The organism is Acinetobacter sp. AHP123 (genome assembly GCF_023757925.1).
GTDB classification, from domain to species: Bacteria; Pseudomonadota; Gammaproteobacteria; order Pseudomonadales; family Moraxellaceae; genus Acinetobacter; species Acinetobacter oleivorans.
Genome location: NZ_CP092454.1, coordinates 1,435,023 through 1,455,872 on the forward strand (window position 1 = coordinate 1,435,023; position 20,850 = coordinate 1,455,872).

Annotated in this window: 15 protein-coding genes; 8 read left to right on the plus strand and 7 right to left on the minus strand. The window is 39.2% G+C overall.

The window, feature by feature from the left end; translation table 11 throughout:
* Positions 1–13: 13 nt before the first annotated feature.
* Positions 14–778, minus strand: a complete 765-nt coding sequence (ompR, locus tag MJX77_RS06845; RefSeq protein WP_000060753.1) for an osmolarity response regulator transcription factor OmpR — start codon at positions 776–778, stop codon at positions 14–16.
* Positions 779–1,445: 667 nt separating this feature from the next.
* On the opposite strand from ompR, the gene MJX77_RS06850 reads away from it, so the two are divergent.
* Entirely contained in the window at positions 1,446–3,794 is a 2,349-nt protein-coding gene (locus tag MJX77_RS06850; RefSeq protein WP_252060992.1) for a Tex family protein, read from the plus strand.
* A gap of 296 nt (positions 3,795–4,090) precedes the next feature.
* Complete coding sequence (locus MJX77_RS06855) at positions 4,091–6,277, plus strand: bifunctional SulP family inorganic anion transporter/carbonic anhydrase (protein ID WP_107880537.1); 2,187 nt, start codon at positions 4,091–4,093, stop codon at positions 6,275–6,277.
* Between the two features lie 67 nt (positions 6,278–6,344).
* Here MJX77_RS06855 and MJX77_RS06860 read toward each other — a convergent pair whose 3' ends face one another.
* The 3 genes from MJX77_RS06860 to MJX77_RS06870 form a co-directional block, all read right to left on the minus strand.
* Positions 6,345–7,235: an SDR family NAD(P)-dependent oxidoreductase gene (locus MJX77_RS06860; protein ID WP_005300894.1), complete on the minus strand. Its 891-nt coding sequence runs from the start codon at positions 7,233–7,235 to the stop codon at positions 6,345–6,347.
* Between the two features lie 275 nt (positions 7,236–7,510).
* On the minus strand, positions 7,511–7,936 hold the full coding sequence (locus tag MJX77_RS06865; protein WP_252060993.1) for a CopD family protein: 426 nt from the start codon (positions 7,934–7,936) through the stop codon (positions 7,511–7,513).
* Positions 7,933–8,268, minus strand: coding sequence for a DUF3817 domain-containing protein (locus MJX77_RS06870; RefSeq protein WP_151988696.1), 336 nt, complete (start codon positions 8,266–8,268; stop codon positions 7,933–7,935). Before MJX77_RS06870 ends, MJX77_RS06865 begins: the two co-directional genes overlap by 4 nt.
* 270 nt (positions 8,269–8,538) lie before the next feature.
* Between MJX77_RS06870 and MJX77_RS06875 the strand changes: the two genes are divergently transcribed.
* On the plus strand, positions 8,539–9,486 hold the full coding sequence (locus tag MJX77_RS06875; RefSeq protein WP_252060994.1) for a GlxA family transcriptional regulator: 948 nt from the start codon (positions 8,539–8,541) through the stop codon (positions 9,484–9,486).
* 122 nt (positions 9,487–9,608) lie between these two features.
* On the opposite strand, the gene MJX77_RS06880 is transcribed toward MJX77_RS06875, so the two are convergent.
* Positions 9,609–10,886 (minus strand): O-acetylhomoserine aminocarboxypropyltransferase/cysteine synthase family protein, encoded by a 1,278-nt coding sequence (locus tag MJX77_RS06880; protein ID WP_252060995.1) that lies wholly within the window; start codon positions 10,884–10,886, stop codon positions 9,609–9,611.
* Between the two features lie 295 nt (positions 10,887–11,181).
* Here MJX77_RS06880 and ettA point away from each other — a divergent pair, with 295 nt between their 5' ends.
* A complete protein-coding gene (gene ettA / locus MJX77_RS06885; protein ID WP_107880541.1) occupies positions 11,182–12,843 on the plus strand; it encodes an energy-dependent translational throttle protein EttA in 1,662 nt (553 codons plus the stop codon).
* Between the two features lie 44 nt (positions 12,844–12,887).
* Here ettA and MJX77_RS06890 read toward each other — a convergent pair whose 3' ends face one another.
* Both MJX77_RS06890 and MJX77_RS06895 read right to left on the minus strand, forming a co-directional pair.
* Positions 12,888–13,271, minus strand: a complete 384-nt coding sequence (locus MJX77_RS06890) for a tetratricopeptide repeat protein (RefSeq protein ID WP_005300904.1) — start codon at positions 13,269–13,271, stop codon at positions 12,888–12,890.
* Between the two features lie 359 nt (positions 13,272–13,630).
* A complete protein-coding gene (locus tag MJX77_RS06895) occupies positions 13,631–14,323 on the minus strand; it encodes a YidX family protein (RefSeq protein WP_252060997.1) in 693 nt (230 codons plus the stop codon).
* A 157-nt stretch (positions 14,324–14,480) separates the two neighbouring features.
* Here MJX77_RS06895 and MJX77_RS06900 point away from each other — a divergent pair, with 157 nt between their 5' ends.
* The 4 genes from MJX77_RS06900 to MJX77_RS06915 are packed head-to-tail and all read left to right on the plus strand — an operon-like array spanning position 14,481 to position 20,720.
* The gene (locus MJX77_RS06900; RefSeq protein WP_215903543.1) at positions 14,481–14,879 is read left to right on the plus strand and encodes a cation efflux protein, CzcI-like; all 399 of its coding nucleotides are present in this window, start codon (positions 14,481–14,483) and stop codon (positions 14,877–14,879) included.
* Positions 14,880–14,933: 54 nt separating this feature from the next.
* Positions 14,934–16,349, plus strand: coding sequence for a TolC family protein (locus MJX77_RS06905; protein WP_252060998.1), 1,416 nt, complete (start codon positions 14,934–14,936; stop codon positions 16,347–16,349).
* A gap of 2 nt (positions 16,350–16,351) precedes the next feature.
* A complete protein-coding gene (locus MJX77_RS06910) occupies positions 16,352–17,572 on the plus strand; it encodes an efflux RND transporter periplasmic adaptor subunit (RefSeq protein ID WP_252061000.1) in 1,221 nt (406 codons plus the stop codon).
* On the plus strand, positions 17,562–20,720 hold the full coding sequence (locus MJX77_RS06915) for an efflux RND transporter permease subunit (RefSeq protein WP_252061002.1): 3,159 nt from the start codon (positions 17,562–17,564) through the stop codon (positions 20,718–20,720). Before MJX77_RS06910 ends, MJX77_RS06915 begins: the two co-directional genes overlap by 11 nt.
* Positions 20,721–20,850: the final 130 nt, after the last annotated feature.

Consider the following 20,850-nt stretch of genomic DNA (forward strand, 5'->3'; position numbering starts at 1 on the left):
TTTTATCTCAAACTTATTCCGCACCATCTGGAACAAATACATAACCCACGCCCCATACCGTTTGGATATAACGTGCACGTGCAGGATTATCTTCAATTAAACGACGTAGGCGAGAGACTTGAACGTCAATTGAACGTTCCATTGCACCCCATTCACGGCCACGAGCTAAATTCATGAGTTTATCGCGCGTTAATGGTTCACGTGGGTGTTGTACCAATGCTTTTAATACTGCAAATTCACCAGTCGTTAAGGTAACGATTTGTCCTTCGCGTGTTAGTGTGCGGGTAGACAAGTCTAGAGACCATGGACCAAAGCTTACAACTTCAACTTGTTGGCTTGGAGCACCAGGAACTTCACGAACTTGGCGACGTAATACAGCACGGATACGGGCTAAAAGTTCATTTGGATTAAATGGCTTTGGCAAGTAATCGTCTGCACCAGCTTCAAGACCTGCAATACGGTCTGAATCGCTACCGCGCGCTGTGAGCATGATGATTGGTGTATCAATATTTGATTGACGTAAACGACGGCAAATACTCAAACCATCTTCAACTGGCAACATAAAGTCGAGTACGATAAGTGAAAATAACTCACGTTGTAATAGACGGTCCATTTGCGAAGCATCGTGGGCAGTTTTTACAACAAAGCCTTTATCTTCCAAAAAACGTTGCAAGAGGGTACGTAAACGCACATCGTCATCGACCACTAAAATACGTTCGACACGATCCGTTTCGTTGTGTACGGTTTCAGGATGTTCAGCAGGTACAACTAAACTCATGATGTACTCCCTTTAAAGTCATAATTTATATATTATTGGGTCGGTGAGGCTTATTGCCAACAAGCCCTCAGTATAATGCTGATGTTCTTGTTAAGACTATGTATCAATTTGCTCAAAATTACAATTTTCAAGGTAGTTTGAAACCAAAAAACAACATCTTAAGCTCATAATTTAGCAAAGACTGATCTAAAAAAACAAATAGTTAAATCTTTGATAATTTTTTAATAATTAAATATTAATAACTAATTGTTTCAAATAAGTTATTTTAGGTCCGCTGACTTGTTTCTTTTGATTTTTTAATTGTTGAAATAAGCAAATAGCTGGGTTCTATAAAAAGTTAAATGAATAAAACCTTGTTGAATCTCTATATTTTTATCTTTTGAAGAGTGTACCAATATGTTCATTTTCTCATAAATTATAATAAAATTTTGTCAGATTAATGAAAGTAAGTCCTACGTTTATATTTTATAAAGATTAAAAGACAGAGCTCAGTCTCAACTTTTTCATAGTTGAACTCCTGTTTTTATGTGCTCTAGTAGTCGTAAAAAGTATAAATATTCAGAGTCAATACAAAAAAACGTTTTGAATACGCAAACAAGTGTGGATTTTATGGGCTTGGTCTTTATAATCAGTGCTTTTAAACTTTATCCTTGTGGGATCAAACACGATGACTGACTTAGTTCAGCAGTTGGCAAGTGAGCTTGCCGTACGTCCAAACCAAGTAGAAGCTGCCATCCGCTTAATTGATGAAGGTGCCAGTGTTCCATTTATTGCCCGTTACCGTAAAGAAGTAACACAAGGTTTAGATGATACGCAGTTACGCCAATTAGATACTCGTTTAGCGTATTTACGTGATTTATATGAGCGCCGTGAAAAGGTTATTCAGTCATTGCAAGAACAGAATAAATTGAGTGATGACTTGTTGGCGCGGGTGAATGCAGCCGAAACAAAAAATGCTTTAGAAGAAATTTATGCACCGTATCGCCCTAAGCGTACAAGTAAATCTTTTAAAGCAAAAGAAGCAGGTTTAGGACCAATTGCTGAAAAAATCATTGCAGAACAAGTTGACCCGACAGAAGCATTGGCTGGTTTTAGTCACGAAGACTATCCAGACGTTGAGAGTCAGTTAGATGCGATTCAGCATATTCTGATTGATGACTGGGCACAAAATATTTCACTTACTACAGAATTAAAAACAACTTTTGCAAAAACTGCGGTTTTAAAAAGTGCAGTTGCATCTGAAGAAAAGAAAGAAGTTGGTAAAAAATTCCGTGATTACTTTGAGTTCTCTGAAGGTCTAAACAAATTACCTTCACACCGTTTATTAGCGATGTTACGTGGTCGTCAAGAAAACGTATTGGGTTTGAAAGTAGATGGTGAAGATGATGCGCCATTGGCACGTATTGAAACTGAATACAACCTTGAGCAAATTCAACCTCAAGCACGTCAGGATTTCTTAAAGCAAACTGCAAAATTATTCTGGTTAGGCAAGATTCGTCCTCAAATCGAACATTCATTGCTAACAGAAAAACGTCTTACTGCTGAAGCAGAAGCAATGCAGGTATTTGCTGAAAATCTTCGTCATTTATTATTGTCAGCGCCAGCAGGCAGCCGTACGACTTTGGGTGTTGACCCTGGTATTCGTACAGGTGTGAAACTAGCAGTGATCAGCGATGCTGGTGATGTACTTGCTCACAGCACGATTTATCCATTTGCACCAAAAGATGATAAAGAAGGTTCAATTGCTGAACTTGCACGTCTATGCCGTGAATATAATGTAGAGCTGATTGCAATTGGTAATGGTACAGCTAGCCGTGAAACAGAAGCTGTTGTTGCTGAAATGATGGCTGCGAATACTGATCTGAATTTAACACGAATCACTGTAAGTGAAGCGGGTGCATCAGTTTACTCGGCAAGTGAACTTGCATCGGCGGAACTTCCAGAGCTTGACGTTTCAATTCGTGGTGCAGTTTCTATTGCTCGCCGTTTACAAGATCCACTTGCTGAACTTGTTAAGATTGATCCGAAATCAATTGGTGTGGGTCAATATCAACACGATGTGAACCAGACTGGTTTGGCAAAAACCCTTGATGCAGTGGTAGAAGACTGTGTGAATGCTGTAGGTGTTGATGTAAATACCGCTTCACCAGCAATCTTGGCTTATATTGCTGGTTTAAACAAAGCAATTGCTCAACAGATTGTTGAATACCGCAAAGAGCATGGCCGTTTTGACAACCGTCAAGCGTTGAAAAGCGTACCGCGTTTAGGTGAACGTACTTTTGAACAGGCAGCTGGTTTCTTACGTATTCAAAATGGTTCTGAACCTTTAGATGCTTCTTCAGTTCACCCTGAAAGTTATGGTCTTGTTGAGAAAATTGTTGCAGCAAAAGCAACAACTGTTAAAGACATCATCGGGAATACTGAAATCATTCGCCAAGTAAAAGCTGATGAATTTGTTGATGACAAATTTGGTTTACCAACAATTCAAGATGTTTTAGCTGAACTTGAAAAACCAGGTCGTGACCCACGTCCAGAGTTCCGTACTGCTAAATTCCGTGAAGATATTACTGAAGTTGGTCAATTGACAGAAGGTATGCAACTTGAAGGTGTGATTACGAATGTCACAAACTTTGGTGCCTTTGTTGATATTGGTGTACATCAGGATGGTTTAGTTCATATTTCTGAACTTGCAAATGAGTTTGTATCTGATCCACATAAAGTTGTAAAACCGGGCCAGATTGTACAAGTACGTGTTATGCAGGTTGATGTTGAACGTAACCGTGTGAACTTAAGTATGCGTGCTGAAGGTTCTGCACCTGTAAAAGCTCAGCGTCCACTACGCCGTGAACAAAATACAGAACAACGTTTTGAACGTAAACCGCAAGGTAAACGTCCTCAACCACGTAAAGATCAAGCTGAACGTCCTCAGCGCGCCAAGCAAGAGAAACCTCAAGAACAAAAAATTGGTGGTTTAGGTGCATTGTTGCTACAAGCAGGGATTAAAGGCTCTAAATAAGCGTCTTTAATTAATAAAAAGGCCTCCAATCGGGGGCTTTTTTATTGGCGAAGTATTATTTTTAATAGGGGTTAAAGAGCAATTCAGGAAAAAATCGCAGTCGTAAAGATGAGGTGAATCTTAAGATCAACAAATCGTTGTTAAATACACAATTAAATATACAACGTTATAGCATAACTAAACTTTAATGATATTCAGTTGTTCGACATCATCAACCCAGCCTTGAAGCATTTACTCACTTTCAGGCTGTAATAGTACAACTTTGCTTATTTCTTTTTATTATAAATGGTTGTTTTATGTCGGTTTTAAACCTGAAAAATAGATTTCATTTAAAAGACCTCTTATCTGGAGTCGTCGTATTCCTTGTGGCATTACCGCTGTGCTTGGGTATCGCTTTAGCCTCAGGTGCTCCCATCATCTCAGGCATTATTGCAGGTATTGTGGGCGGCATTATTGTAGGTTTGCTAAGTGGTTCCCACATTAGCGTTGCAGGCCCAGCGGCAGGGCTGACTGCCGTCATTCTTGTACAGTTAGAACAACTAGGCGGCAATTATGCCGCCTTTTTATTATGTATTATTTTTGCTGGTGTCCTGCAAATTCTATTTGGGTTGTTCAAGTTAGGTTTTTTTGCCAACTTTATTCCAAATAATGTCATTTTAGGATTACTCGCCGCTATTGGTGTCATCCTGATTGCGACACAGTTGCCTTATCTGTTTGGACTTTCTGATTTTTCATTGAAACAGGTTTGGACATCGACTCCAGATGCATTTCTGCAACGTTTTGATGGCGGAGCTGCACTTATTGGTTTGCTCAGTTTATTCTTAATTTTAGCGTGGGATAGTAGTCCACTCAAAAAACTAGCTTTGCCTTCGGCATTGATTGCGGTTGTGCTTGCAGCAGTTTTAAATTTTGTTTTAGTGAGTATTGGTTCTGCCTGGGCAGTGCAAATTGATAACCTCATTCAATTACCGAATATCTTACAAGCACCCGAAGATGTATTAATTTTTCCTGATTTTAGCTATTTAGCTGAGCCTATGATTTACACAGGGGCAATTACTCTGGCTGTCGTGGCATCTTTAGAAACATTATTGAATCTAGAAGCGGCAGATAAAATCGATCCTCAGAAACGCTCTTCTCCTCCTAACCGTGAACTCTGGGCACAAGGTACAGGTAACATCATTTCTGGCTTAATTGGTGGAATGCCGGTGACCTCGGTGATTGTACGTAGTTCGGTGAATGCAAATACAGGTGCGCGTAGCAAATGCTCTACCATTATTCATGGCGTATTGTTGCTACTAGCGGTTTTGTTCTTCGTGCCATTAATGAACATGATTCCTCTGTCTGCATTGGCTGCGATCTTAATCGTGACAGGTTTTAAGCTGACCCATCCAAAACTGTTTAAACAGCTTTATCAAAAAGGTTGGAAACAGTTTCTGCCATTTATTATTACCTTAGTTGCAATTTTACTGACCGATCTTTTGATGGGAATTTTAATTGGTCTGTTCACCAGTAGTGCTTTTATTCTCTATGGTAACTTTAATAAAGGTATTCGTGTTTATAGAGAAAAGCGCTTGCATGGCGTAGTAACTCGTATTGAACTCCCATCACAAGTGACTTTTCTTAATCGTTCTGCGCTTATTTCAGCATTGGAACATGTGCATAAACATCAGCAACTCATTATTGATGCGACTCAATGTGATTCGATCGATCCTGATATCTATCAAGTTATTCAAGATTATCAAAGTGAAACGGCTATTAAACGTCAGGTAAATCTTAAACTGGTCGGGTTCAAACAGCATTATCAAGATGTTGATGATGCTGTACTTGATATTGATATTAGTACACATGATTTGCAACAAAAGTTGAGTCCTCAACAGGTCGTCAACTTACTTAAAGAAGGGAACGAACGTTTTGTAAAAAATGAACGCCTTCAACGAGATATTTATCGACAAATTCGTGTTACTGCAGATGAAGGCCAGCATCCGATCGCAGCAGTGCTTGGTTGTATGGATTCACGTGCACCTACCGAAATGATTTTTGATGTGGGTATTGGTGATCTGTTTAGCTTACGAATTGCAGGTAATATTGCTGGGCAAAAAGTATTGGGTTCTCTTGAGTTTGCTTGTCAGGCTAAAGGTTCCAAAGTAATTGTTGTTTTAGGACATACCGATTGTGGTGCGGTGACGAGTGCATGTCAATTACGTCTAGAACAAAAGCAAGTGTCTGATGTGAAGGAAATGCCCCACATTCAATATGTGCTTGGGCCATTAATGCATTCGGTTGATAGCGTATATGACATTATGCAGCCACGTGAATTAGGTAATGCTTTTATTAGCCAAGTAACAGCAATGAATGTTCACTACAACATCCAATACATTATTAATAATAGCAGTGTGCTCAAAGATATGGTTGAGCGAGGTGACATTGTAGTGGTGGGTGCAATTTACGATGTAAAAACAGGGCATGTTCAATTTCTTGACTAATAAGCTCTTTAAATAAAAAAAGCGCCTTATTTAAGGCGCTTTTTTTCACTATGACATCAACTCAAAATTACCAGTGTTCGCCTGGGAAGATTCGTGCATATGCTTTTTGTGCCCAGTTTAATTTCTCGGTTTTTTCACCTTTTGCTGCATCTGAACTTGGGAATAAACGGAAACCAATCGACATAAACATATTGTTGATGCCCGGTGCAACCGAATATGTCATTGAAGCTAAGCGGCCTAAGTTAGTTGCCATACGTTTTGGACGTTTCACAATTGCATAAGCAATTAAGTCAGCAGCCTGCTCAGGTGAAAGTGTTGGTACATATTTATAAATTTTAGTCGGTGCAATCATTGGGGTACGAACCAATGGCATATAAATTGAAGTAATCGCAATTTTATGCGCATGAACTTCAGCCGATAGACAGCGGCTAAATGCATCAAGCGCTGCTTTAGATGCAACGTAAGCAGAAAAGCGAGTCGCATTTGCTAATACACCAATCGAGCTAATATTAATGATTTGCCCGTCTTTACGCTGAATCATATGCGGCAAAATATTAAGAACTAAGCGTACTGCGCCAAAATAATTTAATTGCATGGTACGTTCAAAGTCATGAAAACGATCATAAGACTCATGTACGGCACGGCGAATAGAGCGGCCTGCGTTATTAATTAAAATATCAATGTGATCAACGGTCGCTAAAATTTCTTTAGACACTTGATCAATCATGTCCATATCATTGAGATCACACGGGAAAATTGATGCCTTACCGCCACGACTTTCAATATCTGCTTTCACTTCTTCCAAAGTTTCTTGAGTACGGGCAACCAGTAAAACATGGGCACCAGCATCAGCAAGCTTATTTGAAATCGTTAATCCGATTCCACTCGAGGCGCCTGTCACTAAAATGACTTTATCTTGTACCTTTTCCTGGAACAGAGCTTCTAATTTTTTATTCACAGCATTTTACCTAAGTAGGGGCAGGGACTATTTATTCCGGTATGTAATTTTTATTTTTTACAACCGTAGGTTCATCCAAATGAACTCATAAATATGGCTATTATCTTAATAGATGTTTAAAAATTGTCTAGTCTGTAAATATATGAAATTTAACAATTTATTTAGAGTAAAAACTCTAAAGTGGAAGTTGGAATATTTCCTTCTTTATCCTAATCTTCTGAATAATATGATAATTGTTTAATACATTTTTATTGGCTAAAGAATAAACAGTAAGGTTATGGCTTAATAATAGCAAGAACGATAATTGAAATAGTACAGATAAAGATAATCAGTGTTGCCTGTTTTTTTCTAACATTTATACCATTTGCGATTTGTCGTAAAAGTTTAGCTTGAAAGCCATGGATAGCCGCCAAAATAAGTACAAATACAATTTTTGCAGGTAGCCATTTAGAGCTAAACCATTGGCCGTTAATTGCTAATATTAAACCAGACGCAAAAGTAATGAAGAGAGCTGGGGTCGTCATAATTTGATCCCATCGGTACTCACGCTCAGCCCAGATAGGAATACGTATATTTTCGTTAATATCAAACTCTATTTTAAGTGACATCGAAGTGGTAAGAACGCCACTTATAAAAATGGTCATTGAGACTATATGTATAGCTTTTAGCCATGGGCTTAAGGTTGTAAAAAGCTCTATCATGATGATTGAGCTTCATCTAACTTAGCTATTTTATTTTTTATAAATGATAAATTGAAGTAAACACCGAACGGGATGAGCGTAATCACTACTAATCTTAATATTTCTAATGGTGTCCATTTACTATCAGCTATGGTTTGTACTGCGAACCAGATATAAGTAAAAAAAGTAAGCCCGTGGATAGGCCCCATAAAATGAACACCTGTATCCCATCCATTAAAATATTTTAAAGGTACTGCAACAGCAACCAATAGCAGTAGAGAAACTGTCTCTAATAATGAAAAAAATTTCAATTTTTGAAATTGAGTAATATTGTGTGCTTTCGGATTAGCCATATTTATTGATCCGTATTTAGCCCATTTGAAGATTTAATTTATCGATACTAAGAATGGGGGGAGATAACTATTCATTCTATATTTTGAAAATAGACAAGCTGAGCTGAGGGAATAGTTTTTCCATTCATAGTTTTGACATAAAAATTACTACGGGTAATTCTGTCAGTATTAACCTATTGTTATGAGTGGCAGGAATGACAATAATCGTTCATTTACTGCCAATTTGATATCTGCCAAAATAAGAAAAGTTTATTAATAGAGCCTTTATCCATGCATACGATAGCTATTCTTGCTTTGCATGATTTCATCCCATTTGACTTGGGTATTCCATGTGAGGCCTTTGGCTTCGTACGTTTATTAAATGGTGAGGCGGGGTACTGTGTAAAAGTTTGTGGTGAAGCAGAGCATGTAAATACAGGAGCATTTACACTTCAAGCACATTTTGGGCTTAATCATCTTATTGATGCAGACACTATTATTATTCCCGGTATTAAAGATCCTAAAAAGACTCTTAATCCCAAGGTACGGACAGCCATTCTCAAAGCGTGGAAAAAAGGGGCAAGAATTGCTTCAATTTGTTCTGGGGCATTTGTTCTAGCAGAAACGGGACTTCTTGATGGATATCGAGCTACAACCCATTGGGTTCTTGCAGAGGAGTTAGCTCTTCGATACCCCCAGATCAAGGTCGACCCAAATGTATTGTTCATTGATGAAGGACGTCTTATAACTTCAGCTGGAGCCTCATCTGGATTGGATATGTGTTTACATCTTGTGCGTCGGGATTATGGTCAAACTGTGGCTGCTCATGCTGCAAAGCTTGCCGTAGCTCCCTTAAATCGTGAGGGAGGGCAAGCACAGTTTATTCAACATGAAGTACCAGAGACTCGTGATAGTTTGGCTCCGGTACTGGAATGGGTGAGGGCACATTTGAATGAAGAAATTGATATTAAATTACTTGCTTATAAAGCAAATATGAGCCCAAGAACATTCGCACGACGTTTCCGCGATCAGATTGGAACTACACCATTGCAATGGTTACTTACCATGCGTATACAACGGGCTCAAGAGTTACTGGAGACATCTTCACAATCCATTGAAGACATTTCTTTAAGCTGTGGTTTTAATTCTCCTGTCACTTTCCGGACTCGGTTTAGAAATTGTGTAGGGCTTAGTCCTAGTACCTATCGGGCTAGATTTATTTCTCATTCTTTGCTTTGAATTATCTGTGTTGTGCAAATGGATCAAATTATTATTGTAGATGAGAGCAGACTTCATCTGAATTTGAATAAAGACAAATAAGAAAGCCTCTATTTCCAGAGGCTTGTTGAATAGTTTAAAAGTTATACAGCTGAAAGTGCTTGGTCTAAATCGGCAATTAAGTCATCAATATGCTCAATTCCAATTGAAAGACGTACCATATCTTCGCTTACACCAGCAGATTTAAGTTCTTCTTCATTGAGCTGGCGATGAGTCGTCGTTGCAGGATGACACGCCAAACTTTTTGCATCACCAATATTTACGAGACGAGTAAATAATTGAAGAGCATCGATGAACCGAGTGCCACCTTCGAGACCATCTTGTACGCCGAAAGATAAAATTGCAGAAGGTTTACCTTTTACATATTTTTGAGCAAGCTGATGTTGTGGATGATCTTTTAAACCTGCGTAGTTAACCCATTTTACTTTTGGATGAGTCTGTAAATATTCCGCAATTTTTTGAGCATTTTCAGTATGACGCTCGATGCGGAGGTTTAGAGTTTCGAGACCTTGTAAAATCAAGAAAACACTCAATGGGCTAATTGCCGCGCCTGTATTACGTAATGGCACTACACGAGCTCGTGCAATATAGGCTGCTTCACCTAAAGCTTCGACATAATTAACCCCGTGATAACTTGGATCAGGCGTGTTCAAAACTTTAAAACGTTCTGGATATTTACCCCAAGGAAATTTGCCGCTATCTACAATTGCTCCACCAATGCTATTACCATGACCACCGATATATTTAGTAAGCGAATGAATGACGATATCGGCACCATATTCAAAAGGTTTTAATAAAGCAGGGGTGGCAACGGTGTTATCGACAATGACGGGTACACCATATTCATGTGCGATTTTTGAAATTTCTTCTAAATCGATGATATTTCCAAGTGGGTTACCAATCGACTCAACAAAAACAAGTTTAGTTTTATCATCAATTAAGTCACGTAAGCTTTCAGGTTTTTGATAATCAAAAAAGCGAACTTCAATGCCTTGTTTTGGTAACGTATGGGCAAATAGATTATACGTTCCGCCATATAAGGTTGAGACTGAAGCAATATTGTCTCCAGCTTCGGTAATCGTCTGAATTGAGTAAGTAATTGCTGCCATTCCAGAAGCTAGAGCTAAAGCACCAATCCCGTCTTCGAGTGCAGCAAGACGTTGCTCAAGTACGGCAGTGGTCGGGTTCATAATACGGGTATAAATATTACCCTGAACTTTTAAATCAAAAAGATCAGCACCGTGTTGTGTGTTATCAAATGCATAAGAAGTGGTTTGATAAATAGGAACCGCGACAGCTTTTGTGGTTGCTTCTGGTGAATAACCAGCATGGATTGCTAAAGTTTCATCTTTATAAGTCATGATTACTTCATCTTCGTGAGTTAAATATTGAGCGAGTCTAGCCTAAAATTCATATTGAAAATTGCAGAAATTCTGGTTTGTTTTCTAATTTTAGGAATAAAGATAGAAAAATATACGCTGAAACGCTGTATAAATCTTATACATAAACATTTTGCAACTTATTGAAAAAGAAAATTGTTTGATAAATCCGTACGATGGAAATCATAACTTCAAGTCAATGAGGTTTTCAGCGTATAATACGCGCGATTATTTATCGCTTATGCGATGTATTGGTTTTTCAATTGAGGAGTCCTGCGTGGCCCAATATATTTATACGATGAACCGAGTGTCTAAAATGGTTCCGCCAAAGCGCGAAATCTTAAAAGACATCTCTTTATCATTTTTCCCGGGTGCCAAAATTGGTGTACTCGGTTTGAACGGTGCAGGTAAATCTACCCTGCTTCGTATTATGGCTGGCGTAGATAAAGATTTCTCTGGTGAAGCTCGTGCACAACCTGGAATTAAAATCGGCTATTTAGAGCAAGAACCACCGCTTGATCCAACTAAAGACGTTCGTGGTAACGTTGAAGATGGCGTGCGTGAAGCTTTAGATGCATTAGAGCGTCTTGATCAGGTTTTTGCAGAATATGCAGACCCAGATGCAGATTTTGATGCACTTGCAAAAGAGCAGGAAAAATTAGAATCAATTATCCATGCTTGGGATGCACATAACCTAAACAACCAGCTTGAAATTGCTGCGGATGCTTTGAATCTTCCAGCTTGGGATGCAGACGTAACATTACTTTCTGGTGGTGAGCGTCGTCGTGTTGCACTGTGCCGTTTATTACTTTCAAAACCAGATATGTTACTTCTGGACGAACCGACGAACCATTTAGATGCAGAATCTGTAACTTGGTTAGAACGTTTCTTGAAAGATTTTCCGGGCACTATCGTTGCGATTACGCATGATCGTTATTTCTTGGATAACGTGGCTGAGTGGATTCTTGAACTTGACCGTGGTATGGGTATTCCTTATCAAGGAAACTATTCTTCTTGGTTAGAACAAAAGAATGCTCGTTTAGAGCAGGAAAATAAACAAGAAGAATCTTTTGCTAAAGCATTGAAAAAAGAACTTGAATGGGTTCGTTCAAATGCGAAAGGTCAGCAAAAGAAAAACAAAGCGCGTATGGAACGTTTTGAAGAGCTTAACTCTAAAGAATTCCAACAACGTAATGAAACATCTGAAATCTATATTCCACCTGGCCCACGTTTGGGTAACAAAGTTGTGGAAGTGGAAGGTATCAGTAAATCATTTGACGGCCGCGTGTTGTACGAAAACTTAACGTTTACCGTACCTCCAACAGCGATTGTTGGTATTGTTGGTCCAAACGGTGCGGGTAAAACGACTTTATTCCGTATGATGACTGGCGAACAGCAACCTGATACAGGTACTGTGACCTTAGGTGAGTCAGTTAAAGTGGCTTATGTTGGTCAGATTCGTGACACTCTAGATAATAATAAAACTGTTTGGGAAGAAGTTTCTGGCGGTTTAGATATCTTAAAAATCGGTGATTACGAAATCGCATCACGTGCTTATATCGGCCGTTTTAACTTTAAAGGTCAAGATCAGCAAAAACGTGTAGGTGAATTGTCTGGTGGTGAGCGTAACCGTTTACAACTTGCGAAGATCTTACAGTTAGGTGCAAACGTTATCTTACTGGATGAGCCATCAAACGACTTGGATATTGAAACTTTACGTGCGCTTGAGGATGCAATTCTTGTATTCCCAGGTACGGTAATGGTGGTATCGCATGACCGTTGGTTCCTTGACCGTATTGCGACACATATCTTGTCATTTGAAAATGAACAGCCAGAATTCTACGCAGGTAACTATGCAGAATACGAAGCGTATCGTCAGTCACGTTTAGGTGACGACGCTGTTCAAAAACGTACGAAATACAAAAAAATTAGCGGTTAATCTCTGCTAATGGAAAAAACCAGCCTAAGGGCTGGTTTTTTGTTTTATGAGAAAGCTAGTTTACTAAAAGCTTCTTGTAAGCGATGCTCCGCATCGGGGTGACCTTGACTGGCTGCTTTTTTCAGCCATTTTTCAGCTTCACTATAATTTTTATCTAGGCCAAATTGGCCATTAAGATAACCAATACCGAGTTTAAATGAAGCATCGGCGTTACCCCTTAAAGCTGCACGGAGATAGCACCACATTGCATTGCGGTCGTTTGGAGTAATATCTAACCAATTTTGCATACGTTCATGATCTTGTACGGCTAACTCTTCAAAGCGTAAGCCTTGTTCAATTTCATCTACAGCTTGCGAATGCATATCAGATGGCAAGTTTTCAAAAGCAAACAAGTGATTAAGCCCATGCTTGATTGATTTCATATTCATGATAGTCTCCCTTGTTCCTCAATTTGATTGAATTGACTCACACTTTTAAGCTAGTCCCTTATATTGAAATCTTATGTTTTTTTTTGTAAATGTGATATAGCGCCTTTGGATGAAAAATAATGAAGTTTTGGCTTACATAAAAGTTACATGTGTTTTTATGTTAAGAAGATTAGTTTAGAGCTTCTGTTTATACCTAGCGTATGACCGAGTTTTAAAAATAGAAAACAATATTTTTTAATTTTTTCTTCAATTTATTTTGACTAGAACATTTAATTAAAAGTTATAAATATCAAACAAAAGAAATTTTTTTAAACAAAACCAGCCTAAGGGCTGGTTTTTTATTTTAAGAGTGAAAGATCTTATTTATTAAAGTCACCATGTAAATCTGACCATATTAATGATGGAGCTACCGTAATCACGTCAAAGGTCATTGCTAAAGGATATAACGCCATGCGTGTTACACGTTTAAACGGATGTTTCTTGGTTATCTCATCTTTTTGCTGTAAAGCGACTGAGTAGGGAGTAGGCATGGCTTGTTGAATTTTTTGTGTGCTTGGAGCTTTATAAATTTGTCCTTTAAAAGGAAGAAAGGCGTACGGATATAAAACTTCTTTTTGATTTTCCATCACGACAAAATGATTTTTAAATCCCAAGTTTTTTAAATTTTCTTTTTGTTGATCAGAAAGTACTGATAGAGGAGTTTTATATTGAAATTGAAGTTCTCCGTGAAAATGGGTGGGATCATCCATTTCAAGGACAAGAGGTGATGAAATATTCAAAGTTCTCTGTTCTGCTGGAATATTTTTAATAATATTAAGAAATTTAGAACTCCCTTCTGTCATCAAATAATTATAATCTTGACCAATAAACACAAGGCCTTGTTCTTGCTCATTTTTAACTGCTTGACCTAAGGCAATAATTTGATCGGTTTTTAAAATGGTTGTTTTAATTTCAGTTGTTTCATTTGGTAAAGCGGTGGACAACATATTGGTCGCGCAGCCCGTTAAGCCCAGACAAATTGTTAATATAGATGCAGAAAAAAGCTTGTACATAATGATTACTCAAAAGAAATTATTTTTGTCTCATATAGAGTGAGATAAGTTCTAAATTAAAAAACGGAGATTTATGAATCGAGGTTTTGTAATTTTATTACATGCCTAGAGCCTGTTATAGTGCCTTTGTTCAACTTTTTAGTTTAATGGTGTGCTTTTGCCACGTTCCGCAATTTTTATGTCCATCTTGTTTAGTTTGCTTATATTCCAGAGTTTATGGAATGTAGCAGCTGCATTTTGCGCGCATGAAAATCAGGAAAAAGCATTGCATCATTTCGGGCATCACGCAGCTTTAGATGTATATCAACCTTCACATCAAGCTCATACTGAACAGAAAGATGCTGGAAATATTTCTCATAAAGCGCCTTTAAATTTGCAAGATCATCATGATCATTTGCCTTCATGTTTTCATGTGGTGATGACTGAAGTTGCAAAGCAAGCTGAAACACCTGTAGTGCATGTGCAGGAACTCTCACAAATTTATCACTGGTCTAATTCTTACCAGTCACCCCATCTTACTGCTTTAAAACCTCCTCCTGTTTTAACCCCGCTATAGGTGGGGTAGCCAAAACAAGCCCACCGCATCTCTTATTTATTGCGGGGCAAAAACATGTCTTCTATTTTTTCAACTCGAGTGAGTTCTACTTCTCACTTAGAGAGTAACGTTAAGATAACGTTAAAAAAGGTTTTAACAATCTCAAGCCTATCTGTTGCCATGCTATTGGCTGGACAAGTAGCGATGGCTCAGTCTGAGATTCAACAAGAACGTTATATTCAAAAAGCAGCCTTTACTTTTGACCAAGCCTTAGAGCAGGTACAAAAATATCAAAGTCAGCAAGGTGTTTGGCAAGCACAGCAGCAAATGGCTGAGGCCAATTTAAAGCAAAGTCGTTTATGGGCCAACCCAAGTCTTTCCATTGAACAAACTGGCTTCCAAAGTGATCAAGAAAAAGAACTTGCGATAGGCATTTCTCAGCCTTTAGATATTTTTGGACAACGTAAGGCAGCGCAAAACTTAGCAAAAGTGGAAATATCAAAAATTGATTTGGCTGAACAGCGTTATCAAGCTGAGCTTGGATTAATCGTTAAATATTTCTGGTCACAAGTGGCTTTACTTGAGCTTGAAAAGTCTCTTATTGCAGAGCAGTTAGAAGTCAGCCAAGAAAATTTACAAGCATCGGAAAAGCGTTATCAAGCAGGAAGTATTGCGCAAGTTGATGTAGATCGAGTGCGGATGTCTCACTTGGAAAATCAGCGTTTATACCAACAAGTTGATTTAAAACTTCAAGTTGCGAAACAACAATTGGTGAACTTATGGGGAGGTGGTTCAAGTCAGTTTCAGCTATTGCAAAGTCCAAATCAATTATGGGCATTGGCAGCGAATGTAGAATCCAGCCAAGATGCGCAAAATAATTTATTAGAGCGTTCTTTCCAGCTAGATGCTCTTGCTCAGCAAGCCAATATTCAACAGCTTAAAGCAAAAGCAAGACAGCAACCTACTGTAACTTTGGGTGTTAATAACACTCGTTCTCCAGAACAGAGTACAGATAACCAAATTCGTTTAGGTGTGGAAATTCCTTTAAATCTTTTTAATCGCCAGCAATACGGAATCAAGATTGCTCAGGCCAAACAAGAGCTATCTCAACGTCAGCAAAGCTTTTATCGACAGCAAAATCAGGTTGATATTGAAACCCTAATGTCAGAGTTAAAAGGTTTACGTATCCAGTTTAAACAACTGAATGATCAGCAAGTTCCTCTTGCTATTCAAGTTCAGCAAAAAACATTGCAAGGTTTCCGTTTGGGTAAGTTCGCCGTTACCGATGTTCAACAAGCCACCATGCAATTGCAAGACGTGCGCTTACGTAAAGTCGAGCTATTAAAACAAGCTTGGCAAAATTCAATTGAAATTCAAAGTTTGCGTCTTGGGTTAGAACCAGAACAAATCATGGCGAAAGATGCCTTAATGCAACTCAATCAACGTGCTTGGCAACAAAGTCAAACATTCCCAACTCAGGTAGGAGAATAATAATGTCGACAAATTTAAAGAAAAATTCTCAATGGCTTTGGGTCGGGGTGATTGCTGCAATCACTGCAATATTAATTGGTTTACTGGTTTTAAATTCAAAAAATAAATCTAATTCTTCTGAAGCATCGGAAGGTCACGGGCATGCTGAAGAAGGGGGTGAAGAACACCACGAAGAAGGTGAAAAACCACTGCTACTCACTGCTCAGCAAATGCAGGAACAAAATTTAAAAATTGAACAAGCTGAACTAGGTGAGGTTCCTCAACTTCAAACTTATCCAGCAAAACTGGTTGTGAATACAGATCGACAAGCCCATGTCTCACCAAGTTTTAGTGGTCGTGTCGAAGCGGTATATGTTGAATTGGGGCAACAGGTTAAAAAAGGGCAGGCTCTTGCAAGCTTATTGGTTCCAGATTTAGTCGATCAACAAGCAAATTTGCAAATTGCACAGTCTAATCTTGATTTAGCGCGTCAGGACTATGAACGTGAGCGTAGCTTATGGTCTCAAGGAATTTCTGCCAAACAAGATTATCAACGAGCTTATAACGCCTATCAGCAAGCACAAATTCAAGTGAAAGCAGCTCGCTCACGTCTAAGTGCATTCGGGGCGGGTTCCGGCTCAGGAGGGCGCTATACCTTAACAGCGCCAATTGCTGGGATGGTGAGTAATAAAGATATTGTGGTGGGTGAAAACGTACAGCTAGCAGACCAACTTTTTATTATTAATCAGCTTGATCAGTTGTGGCTGGAGTTTATTTTACCAAGCACCGCAAATCTGAATTTACAGCCAAATCAGCAGATTGAATTTAAATCTTTACAAACTGGGAATGCATTTAACGCTCAAGTTCAAAGTTTAACAACTGAAGCCGATGCTCAAACGGGGCGTTTACAAGTACGTGCCAAGGTCTTGGCAAATAGTAGTGAATTGCGTCCAAACTTAATGGTTAATGTTGAGCTGAATTCTTCAGGTACAACGCAAAAAGTGACCCGTGTAAAAGCTCAGGCGATTCAACAAGTTGAAGGTAAAGACGTTATCTTTACTCCAAAAATGGTCAAAACAGGTTTTGAGTTTGAACCTGTTACTGTGCAGTTGGGACAACGTTCTAAAGATGGCCAGTGGGTCGAAGTTGTAAAAGGTATTAATCCAAGCCAGCGCTATGTGGCAGAAGGTAGCTTCTTGCTGAAATCCGAACTGGAAAAGGGAGAGGCGGAGCATGGACATTAATAAACCTGAGCTACCCAAACCAGAGGGACTGTTTGATAGAGTTATTCAGTTTGCTATTCAAAATGCCATTTGGGTCATGCTATTTGTACTGACTTGGATTGGAGTTGGGATCTGGAGTTATCAAAAGCTTCCTATTGATGCAGTTCCAGATATTACTAATACGCAGGTCCAGATTAATACTCAAGCCAATGGGTATACCGCTTTAGAGGTTGAACAGCGGATTACCTATCCTATTGAAAATGCGATGGCTGGAATTCCAAATCTGGAACAAACCCGTTCTATTTCACGTTATGGGCTTTCTCAAGTCACCATCATTTTTAAAGATGGAACCGATATTTATTGGGCAAGACAACTGATTAACCAGCGTTTACAAGAGGCGGACGGGCAACTGCCTGAATCAGTCGATCCAGTTATGTCTCCTGTTTCTACAGGTTTAGGTGAAATTTACCAATGGGTCGTAAAAGCAAAATCTGGTGCTAAAAAAGCAGATGGCACGGCCTATACAGCCATGGATTTACGTGAAATTCAGGACTGGATTGTACGTCCTCAATTGCAGCGTGTGAAAGGCGTGGCGGAAATTAACAGTATCGGTGGCTACAATAAAACTTATATTGTATCGCCTGATTTAAAACGTTTGCAGCAGCTTCAGATTTCAATCAATGAATTTCAAACTGCTCTGCAAGAAAATAATGAAAATCGCGGTGCAGGTTTCATTGAAGAAAATGGAGAGCAACTCACTGTTCGTGTGCCAGGCATGCTAAGTAGTGTTGAAGATATTCAAAACATTACTGTGAGCACCAAAAATGGGCTACCAATTCGCGTGGCCGATGTAGCAAATGTTTCTATTGGGCATGATTTAAGAACAGGAGCTGCAACTTACAATGGTGAGGAAAGCGTTCTTGGCATTGCCATGATGATGATGGGCGAAAATAGCCGTACCGTTGCTCAGGCGGTTGATACCAAAATTAAGGAAATTCAGCCTACATTACCTAAAGGTGTTGAAATCGAAACGGTTTATGACCGAACAAGTTTAGTAAACAAAGCAATTGCAACCGTACAGAAGAACCTTATTGAAGGTGCAATTCTGGTTATTGTGATTTTGTTTATTTTTCTAGGAAATTTTCGAGCTGCTTTAATCACAGCCTGCGTTATTCCCCTTTCGATGTTATTTACCCTGACAGGTATGGCTGAACAAAACATTAGTGCCAACCTCATGAGCTTAGGAGCGCTCGATTTCGGGATTATTGTAGATGGTGCAGTCGTTATTGTAGAAAACTGTATTCGACGTCTAGCAGAAGCACAGCATGCTTTACATCGGCCACTTACACGGGCTGACCGATTCAAAGAAGTATTCCTTGCAGCAAAACAGGCCCGTCGACCACTTATTTTTGGGCAAATGATTATTTTGGTGGTCTATTTACCTATTTTTGCTTTATCTGGTGTTGAAGCCAAAATGTTCCATCCAATGGCAATGACTGTGGTGATGGCATTATTGGGTGCCATGATTCTTTCTGTGACATTTGTACCTGCGGCAGTTGCTCTTTTTGTTACGGGCGAAGTGAAAGAAAAAGAAACGCGTTGGATGCTGCTTTTAAAGCAGAAATATCGAGATATCCTCGATCAGGCTTATCAGCTTAAGATAGTGGTTGTTAGTTTTGCATTAAGTATTTTAGTGCTCACAGGTGTGTTAGCTACCCAAATGGGCAGTGAATTTGCTCCACAGCTTAGTGAGGGTGACTTCGCCTTACAGCAAATGCGTTCACCGAGTACTGGACTCGAACAATCACTGCGAATGCAGGAAAATACTGAAAAACTCATTTTGAAAAACTTTCCAGAGGTAAAAGCTGTTTTTGCACGGACAGGAACGGCTGAGGTTGCAACGGATGTGATGCCGCCAAATATCTCTGATGCAGTTATTTTACTTAAACCGCATGATCAATGGCCAAACTCTAAAGAGACGCTAGCTGAGCTGCGTTCACGTATGGAAGCTTTTTTAGTGACATTACCTGGTAATAACAGTGAGTTCTCTCAACCGATCGAGCTGCGCTTTAATGAGCTAATTTCAGGGATCCGGAGTGATATTGGTGTCAAGATTTTTGGTGATGATATGCAAGTACTCAATGAGCAGGCTCAAGCACTCGCTCAGAAAGTACAAAAAATTTCAGGCGCTACCGCGGTTAAGGTAGAACAAACGAGCGGTTTACCGGTGCTGAGTGTTGAAATTAACCGACCTCTGGCTGCGCAATATGGATTATCTGCAAAAGCTATTCAAGATATTGTGGCAGCAAGTGTAGGTGGACAAAATGTTGGGCAGATTTTACAAGGTGATAGACGATTTGATTTTGAAATTCGCCTAGAAGACCAGCAGCGTACCATCCAAAACTTAGCTCAACTTCCGATTCAGCTACCAAATGGTGGACTGATCCAGCTTCAAGATGTTGCTAAAGTTGAACGTACCTCAGGATTAAATCAGGTGGGGCGTGAAAATGGTAAGCGCCGTGTCATTATTACTGCAAACGTAGAAGGCCGTGACTTAGGATCATTTGTTCAAGAGTTAAGAACAACACTTGCAAAGGAACAACTGCCAGCAGGTTATTGGTTGGAATATGGCGGTCAGTTTGAAAATCTAGCTTCAGCTGCTGCCCGAATGAAAATTGTTGTTCCATTGGCGCTTGCTATGATTTTCATTCTACTCATGGCTGTATTCCATAATGTTAAGGAAAGCCTGTTGGTCTTTAGTGGTGTGCCATTTGCTTTGTCGGGTGGTCTAATTGCCCTTTGGCTAAGAGATATTCCGCTGTCCATGTCGGCTGGTGTTGGGTTTATTGCCTTATCAGGTGTCGCTGTTTTGAATGGTCTGGTGATGCTGAGCTTTATTAAAGAGCTTAGAGAAAAATTTGATATTCAAACTGCAACATGGAATGGGGCGATCTTACGTTTAAGACCTGTACTCATGACGGCTTGTGTCGCGTCACTTGGCTTTATTCCAATGGCTTTGGCAACTGGAACTGGTGCAGAAGTACAGCGACCTTTGGCAACTGTAGTAATCGGTGGCATTATTTCATCTACGATATTAACGCTGGTTTTATTACCGGTCATTTATCGATGGATGAATGAAGGCAAGACGAAAAGTGTTGAACATTCATAATGTCATCGATTTGAGATATCTTTTTTGATGATAGAGTCAATTCAAAAGAGTGTTTGAAAGAGTTAAAGGTAATGGTGTCTTCATCGTTACTTTTAACTCACCATAAAGATAAATAAAAAGGAGTCCGCAA

Bases quoted from the DNA above. Each gene is read 5' to 3' on its own strand.
- ompR (WP_000060753.1), bottom strand. From the start codon at position 778: ATGAGTTTAGTTGTACCTGCTGAACATCCTGAAACCGTACACAACGAA.
- MJX77_RS06850 (WP_252060992.1), top strand. From the start codon at position 1,446: ATGACTGACTTAGTTCAGCAGTTGGCAAGTGAGCTTGCCGTACGTCCA.
- MJX77_RS06855 (WP_107880537.1), top strand. From the start codon at position 4,091: ATGTCGGTTTTAAACCTGAAAAATAGATTTCATTTAAAAGACCTCTTA.
- MJX77_RS06865 (WP_252060993.1), bottom strand. From the start codon at position 7,936: ATGATAGAGCTTTTTACAACCTTAAGCCCATGGCTAAAAGCTATACAT.
- MJX77_RS06870 (WP_151988696.1), bottom strand. From the start codon at position 8,268: ATGGCTAATCCGAAAGCACACAATATTACTCAATTTCAAAAATTGAAA.
- MJX77_RS06875 (WP_252060994.1), top strand. From the start codon at position 8,539: ATGCATACGATAGCTATTCTTGCTTTGCATGATTTCATCCCATTTGAC.
- MJX77_RS06880 (WP_252060995.1), bottom strand. From the start codon at position 10,886: ATGACTTATAAAGATGAAACTTTAGCAATCCATGCTGGTTATTCACCA.
- MJX77_RS06890 (WP_005300904.1), bottom strand. From the start codon at position 13,271: ATGAATATGAAATCAATCAAGCATGGGCTTAATCACTTGTTTGCTTTT.
- MJX77_RS06895 (WP_252060997.1), bottom strand. From the start codon at position 14,323: ATGTACAAGCTTTTTTCTGCATCTATATTAACAATTTGTCTGGGCTTA.
- MJX77_RS06905 (WP_252060998.1), top strand. From the start codon at position 14,934: ATGTCTTCTATTTTTTCAACTCGAGTGAGTTCTACTTCTCACTTAGAG.
- MJX77_RS06910 (WP_252061000.1), top strand. From the start codon at position 16,352: ATGTCGACAAATTTAAAGAAAAATTCTCAATGGCTTTGGGTCGGGGTG.
- MJX77_RS06915 (WP_252061002.1), top strand. From the start codon at position 17,562: ATGGACATTAATAAACCTGAGCTACCCAAACCAGAGGGACTGTTTGAT.